This window comes from Cupriavidus sp. 01T418 (assembly GCF_056398885.1).
The window spans coordinates 21,411-28,343 of sequence record NZ_JBFTQG010000066.1 but is presented as its reverse complement, the minus strand read 5'-3'; the positions used below and the strand labels follow the sequence as shown (position 1 = coordinate 28,343).

7 protein-coding genes and 1 pseudogene are annotated in these 6,933 nt (G+C 60.3%); 1 reads left to right on the top strand and 7 read right to left on the bottom strand.

Annotated elements, in window-relative coordinates:
- Positions 1-572: thiamine pyrophosphate-binding protein (locus tag AC1DQ3_RS33970; protein WP_477124488.1), on the bottom strand; the 572-nt coding region annotated here is incomplete at its 3' end.
- Positions 573-1,097: 525 nt separating this feature from the next.
- Here AC1DQ3_RS33970 and AC1DQ3_RS33965 point away from each other — a divergent pair.
- Positions 1,098-1,362: pseudogene (locus tag AC1DQ3_RS33965) on the top strand (succinate--CoA ligase subunit alpha); the annotation flags it as partial.
- Between the two features lie 286 nt (positions 1,363-1,648).
- Here the strand turns inward: AC1DQ3_RS33965 and AC1DQ3_RS33960 are convergent.
- The 6 genes from AC1DQ3_RS33960 to AC1DQ3_RS33935 form a co-directional block, all read right to left on the bottom strand.
- Positions 1,649-2,044 carry a lytic transglycosylase domain-containing protein gene (locus AC1DQ3_RS33960; protein ID WP_477124490.1) on the bottom strand — a complete coding sequence of 132 codons (396 nt, stop codon included), beginning with the start codon at positions 2,042-2,044 and terminating at the stop codon, positions 1,649-1,651.
- A gap of 141 nt (positions 2,045-2,185) precedes the next feature.
- Complete coding sequence (locus AC1DQ3_RS33955) at positions 2,186-3,304, bottom strand: hypothetical protein (protein WP_477124487.1); 1,119 nt, start codon at positions 3,302-3,304, stop codon at positions 2,186-2,188.
- A gap of 37 nt (positions 3,305-3,341) precedes the next feature.
- Entirely contained in the window at positions 3,342-3,821 is a 480-nt protein-coding gene (locus AC1DQ3_RS33950; RefSeq protein ID WP_477124486.1) for a CesT family type III secretion system chaperone, read from the bottom strand.
- Positions 3,822-4,152: 331 nt separating this feature from the next.
- Positions 4,153-4,575: a hypothetical protein gene (locus AC1DQ3_RS33945; RefSeq protein ID WP_477124485.1), complete on the bottom strand. Its 423-nt coding sequence runs from the start codon at positions 4,573-4,575 to the stop codon at positions 4,153-4,155.
- A 53-nt stretch (positions 4,576-4,628) separates the two neighbouring features.
- Entirely contained in the window at positions 4,629-6,020 is a 1,392-nt protein-coding gene (locus tag AC1DQ3_RS33940; RefSeq protein WP_477124484.1) for a FliI/YscN family ATPase, read from the bottom strand.
- Positions 6,014-6,916 carry an FHA domain-containing protein gene (locus tag AC1DQ3_RS33935; RefSeq protein ID WP_477124483.1) on the bottom strand — a complete coding sequence of 301 codons (903 nt, stop codon included), beginning with the start codon at positions 6,914-6,916 and terminating at the stop codon, positions 6,014-6,016. Before AC1DQ3_RS33935 ends, AC1DQ3_RS33940 begins: the two co-directional genes overlap by 7 nt.
- Positions 6,917-6,933: the final 17 nt, after the last annotated feature.

Below are 6,933 nucleotides of genomic sequence, written 5' to 3'. Positions count from 1 at the left end.
CGGTCGAGCACGTCGCGCGGGATCTCCAGGTACGCCGGGCCGGGAGCGCCGTTGAAGCACTCGCGTGCGGCCATCGAAATCATGTCGGCCACCCGCTCCGTGCTCGGAATGGTGGCAGCGAACTTGGTGATGGGCGACATCATGTCGACGTGTGGCAGGTCCTGCAGCGAGCCCATTTTGTGCTGGGACAAGGCGCCCTGCCCGCCAATATGGATGATCGGGCTTTCCGAACGGAAGGCGGTGGCCACCCCGGTGACGGCATTGGTGCAGCCGGGGCCGGCCGTGGTCACCACGCAGCCGAGCTTGCCGGTCTGGCGCGCATAGCCGTCGGCCGCGTGCGCGGCGATCTGCTCGTGACGCACGTCGATGATGCGGATGCCTTCATCCACGCAGCCATCATAGATATCGATGATGTGGCCGCCGCACAGGGTGAAGATGGTGTCCACCCCCTCGTTCTTGAGCGCGCGCGCCACCAGGTGGCCGCCGGAAACAACGCCGGCATCGCGCGTCTTCTGCTTGAGTGTGTCTTCGGCCGTGGTGGTCTCGGGCCGCATGGATACGACTGCAGACATGTCTTGGTCTCCTCGTTGACTTGTTTGCGACCGGGGTGAACCAGCGTCCTGGCATCTCGATGCCTCATCCCCGAAATCTATGACATACAGTATGTGATATATCAAAAGACAGCAAGAGGAATCTGTAGGATTAATACGTTAATTTGAAGCCGCGATGCAGAAAACGCCCTGTTTTGTGCGCAAAATTGAGCTTAACTGCTGGATCTAACGGATTCATTCCAGTTCCTCACAAGTTTCAGGAAGCTCTGAATGAGCCTAAAAGGCTACTTTTAAATTAACATATATTACATATATAATTTCACCGTATTCGAATTGGTGAATTTTGCGGCCGCCGGCGGCCGCGGCGCAGGAGGTTTTCGTGACGACAAGTCCAGCAAGTGCTGCGTGCGGCTGGTCAGGTCGGCCGAGGATGTATGCGCGCAGGCGGAACAGATGCGGAGCGCCGTGGCTGGTCACCAGGCAGACCGGCGAGACCGGGCGCTGGGCACCCTCCACGCCGGGCAGGCACAGGCCTATGGCGTGACTCCAGGAAAGAACAGCGTGGTCTCTCGCGGCGGCACGCTGACTTATGCAGTGGCAGCACAGACCACCGCAGACGGGCTCGGACAAAGCACCTGCATCGCGGCGTCGGCTGGCAATCCGGTCAATGGCGTCAAGTTCATCGATCGCCTGGAGATGTTCCAGGCCGACGACGACGCCGAGGGCATCTTCATGATCGGTGAGATCGGCCGAGGAAGAGGCGGCCCGGTTCCTGAAGGGCACCCGCGCGAGCGCAAGAAAACCATCAGTAAGTAAGCAATAGCGGCAGACCTGTCCGCCGCTATTGCTTTTGCTTCAGCCCGCCCTGCCCATTACAGTAAATCGCCGCGCGCTTCTCGACGTATTTCGCCCTTTCGGGAGACATTGGCCAGCCGGTTGCGCCGTGTCCGTGGGGATAGTCAGAGTCCGGATAGGCCATGGACAGTTTCGTCATCCAGGCCCCCGAACAGTGGCGACGCAGCTTGGATCTCAGCGGATTTGAGGCCGACTACGCCAGCAGAATCCCTTTCCTCGCCACGTTGCGGGGCCGCTTACGCTTATCGGCTGGCCGTGGAACTGATGCGCTGCCACTGCATGTAAATCCGGTTCGCATACCGCAGCTGCTTTGCGGGCGAGGCAGCGTTATACGCACCGATCGCTTTCCAGGTCGGGCCATAGCGCCGGACATTCGATTTGAGGATCCACGCGCCGACATAGGCATTGACACACGGATCCCAGAGACTCTGCGGCTGAATGCCGTAACGCGCGAGCGCCGGCAGCCAGCTCGAGTTGATCTGCATGAGGCCAACGTCCACGCTGCCGTCCGGATTGCGATTGAGCGCAAGCGGCCGCATGCCTGACTCGTGCCGGGCAATCGCCCGAACCAGCTGCGGATCGATCCCGTGGTACTGCGCTGCATCGTCGATGCAGTCAGCGTGGCAGAGCACAGGCATTGAAGCAAAAAGGAAGGCAACCACGCGCGCATTCACGACTTCACTCCCGGATAAAAAACTGACCTGGTGCGCCCGCCTGACCCCCAACAGGTCTCCTCGCAGCCTTCTTTCAGCGCATGCCACACACCCTTCAACGTGTCGTTACAGTCGGGTCACCTCGCCTGCGACGTCCGCCCTTTCATGCTCGACCGGGTGATCGTTTTCGTGCGATGCGGCCGTCGGGCTTGCCGCTGACACGTCGGGTTCCAAAGCGTCTTCAAACACATCGTCTTCCTTGTCCACTTCCATGCCGCCCCCATGGTCCATATCCCCCGTCGCATCCGGCACAACCGGAGCCCGCGGCGGGCGCTCATCAGCGGGTGGCCGGACACCAGCCGCGGAGGAAGTTGACTGCGGAGCTTGCGGCATAATTCCGGCTGCCGTGTCCCGTAGCTTGAACCAGGTGAATAACGTGACCGCCGATTTGAGGCTTCCCTGGATCCCTTGGCCAAACAGCTGGGCAGTCGTCAGCGGCGTCGCCGCTGTTCCGCTCGCCACAAGTCTGTTCGCCAGATCAAAGCTCCCGGCGACAAGGCCAGCGCCGAATCCCGCACCCAGCCGGTTCACGGTTTCACGCCCTTTTACGGCGGGGTCTTTCGATTCGACATACTTGAACTCACTTTGCCTCCCCATGGCTTTTCGCATATTGGAAATCCCCTGCGATAACGCGCCACCACAAAGCGAGGATGCGATATCGAGCCCATAGCTCGCGAATGCAGCTGGGAACGGTGCTCCGGTCACAGCCACTGCCTTGACTATCGCCTTGGCTCCCTGGACAACCGAAGTCGCTGCGATGAATGAATTCTCTCTGAAGTTCTTGGCCTTCTTGTCATCACCGGCATAGGGTGTATATTCACAACCACCGCCAATTGCCCGGCGCACCTTCACGGCCCCCACCTCAGCAATATAGTGTGCAGGCCCCAACAGCATGCCGCCGGCGATATTGCCGGCAAGCGCACCAAATCCGCCTCCCACGGGGCCTCCCAGGGCGGTCCCTACCGCGGTCCCCAATGCAACCGGCAGCTTTTGAGCAACACCCCACGCGACACTACTGACAAAAGCCTGCTGCCCGGTATGCCCCGCCCAGGCTGCGACAGCCTGACGAGTCGGCAACGAAACCGGCCCGGCCGCTCGCTCCGGTGGCGGCACCAGCAGTGTTGCGTCAGCCTCCGCAGGCATCTCTATTGCCGCTTGAGATGAGGTTGGTGAAAGTCCTAGCATGAATCTTCTCCCGTCGGTCGTTGGCGAGCCAACTGTGTCAAATCGCGTGTCTTGCCCGTCGAGACAGGCTGTCACGGTCTGCGTTAACAAGCGATCGTTCGATGTCGACATACTGATCGACCAGATCGAAGATAATCCTGGCTAGCGCCTGTCCATCGATGCCGTCAAAGATATCAAAGTGGTAGACGAGCGCACCGTGGCCGTTGTCTGGAATCAACGCGTATGTGCCGAAGGTCCGCGGGAGCAGGAAATTTTGCTCAAGCAGTCGCCGATGGATTTCAGGTTCGCGTACGGCTGGAATCGAACCCAGATCAAGAAACATGGTGATTCGGCCATAGTCCAGCGCCTGGTAGTTGATCAATCCGATATCCACGCTTCCCACCACCAGATGCCCCGATTCCTTCAGGGCTTTGCCATCAACAGAGAGTGCTCCCGCCAGTTGCTCGACCAGTTCCTCGTATCTTTTCTCATGAGCAACCGCGAGATCCACTTCCTGCCCAGGTTCTTTCATGCCCATCTCTTCTCTCCTTCGCTCCGGAATATGTGCGTATCGCCAAAACAGGTGACAAACCTGGCCGATACCAGCCAGTGATTCGGAGCACGACTTTAGTTCACGACTAGCCGCGGGTTTCGATTGGGTCCGGCATAGTGCGGCCGATGGGCAGTGCCAATGGGTGAACGAGACCCGAACCGAATGATGGGCACTCGCGACGATATTTGTAGTGCATGTCCGATGCGCTCGACGGAGCAGCCGATCGACGAGCCGTTCCGAGAACGACACGGGGCCTTCATCACTCTCATTTTTGTTCGCGGCGAATCTCTTCCATCTTGCAAATCAACGCATCAAATTACGGAGACGAGCCATCTTCCAGTTCGATGAGAATTGCATGGAATTTCTCGCTACGCAATGCGATCAGGCGCTGACGCCTCTGCCGATCCGAAAGCTCCACCCGAGCTTGCTCTGTTCGTTCCTCCTGCTTACGCAGTTCCGCCTGGTGGTGATCGATTTCCGCCAGCAGCTTTAGCTCGTGCTCCCGCCAGCGGCGCAGAGTGCGGACATTTGCGGGCTGTGCCGTACACTTCTCCGCTACGTGACGCCGCTGATCGCGCACGCTGGCGGTCCGTTCGGACAGTTCGGCGCGAATCCGCGGCAAGGAAAGCTGAGCCTGCTCCAGAACGCTCCTGGCCGCTGCCACGTCCGCGTCCGCAAGCGCCTTGCGCATCAGTTGCAAATGCAGCAGTTGATGCAACGGTGCCAGATCCACATGCATCGAGACACTTTCCTGAGCTACCTCTGGAGCTCGCCTGCCGGCATGAAATGCACTCATCCGGAGGCCGCCGCGCCCAGCGTCGTCAATTGATCGATACTCATGGACCAGGCAATTGCCTGGCGCGTATCCTGGCGGAGAAATTCCACGACTTTCGGGTAGCTCTGAACCACACGATCCGTTTCCGGGTCGACCCCGTGGCGATACTCGCCCAGTCTGAGCAGCAATTCAACGTCTCGATATTTTGTCAACACATTACGCACCGCCGCTGCGGCACGAAGATGATCTTTATCCACGATATTGGACATGATCCGGCTAATGCTCGGCAGCACATCGACGGCAGGATAGTGTCCCTGGTCCGCCAATTTACGGGCCAGAAAAATATGGCCGTCGAGCAGCGACACCGCTTCCTCGCTGATCGGATCGGACTTGATGTCACCCTCGAGCAGTAGCGTGTAGATCGCCGTGATAGATCCTTGAGACGTGTTGCCGGCACGTTCGATCAGGCGAGGAAGCAGCGCATAGACCGACGGTGGGAACCCGGCACGGGCGGGAACCTCTCCCGCAGCCAGGCCAATCTCCCGCTGCGCACGGGCAAGCCGTGTCAGGGAATCGACCATCAGCATGACATTCAGGCCCCGGTCCCGCAACCCTTCGGCAATGGCCGTAGCCGTGAAGGCAGCGCGAACGCGTTCTATCGCCGGGCGGTCCGAAGTGGCGCACACAATGACCGTGCGCGCGAGCAGCGCCGGACCAAGCTCATGCTCGGTGAACTCCCTCACCTCACGTCCACGCTCGCCAATAAGCCCCAGCACCAAGGCGTCGACCGCTGCGCCACGGCCGATTGATGCCAGCAATGTCGTTTTTCCGCAGCCCGGCCCGGCGAAAATGCCCACACGTTGGCCACGTCCCAGAGTAAGCAAGGTGTCTATGCATCGAACCCCTGTAGGAAATACCTCCGCGATACGAGGCCGCTCGCTGGGACTGGGCGCGTTGCTGATAACCGGGCGCGAAATCACCGCATCGGCGTCTTCAGCGACGAGCGGGCGTCCGTCCAGAGGGGCTCCGAAGCCATCCACGACACGCCCCAACAAATGCCCGCCCACCGCAATGACGTGAGAACGCCGCAACGGGCGAATAAGGTACGACGAGGACACGCCCTCCAGAACCCCCAGCGGCGACAGCAATGTCGACGACTCGGTAAATCCAATGACCTCACAGCGTACAGACCGATGCGGACAGGCGCGGTCGTAAATGTCGCACTGCTCGCCGATGCTCGCATTCGGCACGGTACCTTCGACCAGGGTCCCAAGCACACGCGTTACCCTGCCAACGGCAAACACAAGGTTCGCGCGCGAAAACGCGGCGGTGCATGCCTCGACTTGCCCTGCGGCAGCTGCACGAAGCCAGTCCGCGGGTCTCGACAGTTCATCCTCGATAGCTACCATGGAATCTCCATCCGCCGTTTTCTGACGAATATCAGCTTTAGCGGTTGAATTTCCTCGAGTCTCCACCCTCCTACAGTACTTCCCTCGAATACCCGCTGCCCATCCTTCAAGGTGACGTGGGAAGCAGCGCCCCTTACGACGCTCTGGATGGTGAACGGTAACGTGTGCGAAATCGGGCTGACGCGTGAGTCTATCTCTACCTCATCACCGAACTGCTCTTTGAGCGCGCGCAGCGCGCGATCGAATCGATCGACTTCGGCGTCATCGAGTTCCGCCTCCATGTGGATTCGACCCGGGCTCGCCTCCAGGACCACGAGCTCCGCCAGTCCTCGATCCGTCAGTTCCCGTGCCGCGCGCCGGCGAATCTCGTTTGCGTCCGATGGCTTCGCCGCCTGGGGCAGGGTGATGGAGGATATTGCGGGCTGTTGCACTGCACGTTGCATGTCGTCTCGCCCCACCAGACTCCACGTGACGATCACGCCGATCACGCCTATCACGGCAAGGATGGACGCCAATGCCAGCCAGACCAGACCGCGATGGCGCGAAGTACGCGCGCTCGGTGGTACAAGCCCGCTCGCAAGGTGCACGTCAGGCTCCGCCCTGCCTGCGGCCGGCGCCCAGGGAGCACTGCGCGGGGCCACCACGATGCATGACACTCCGATTGCAATCGGCGTCCCTATCTCAACTCGGGCACCGTCTGGCTCAGTGCGCCATTCACCAGCCTCCGAGCAAATGAGTCTCAAGTGCCGAGGCAGAATGCCGGCATCGAGCAGCACGACATCACATTGCTCGTCACTGCCAATAGAGATTGGCTCCCAGTCCAAAGGCAAGGCAGCACCGGCGTGCAACCCTGCCGTTACCCGCAGCTCCAGCCCCTCGTGCACATTCTGGTTCATCGAGCACCTTGACGCGA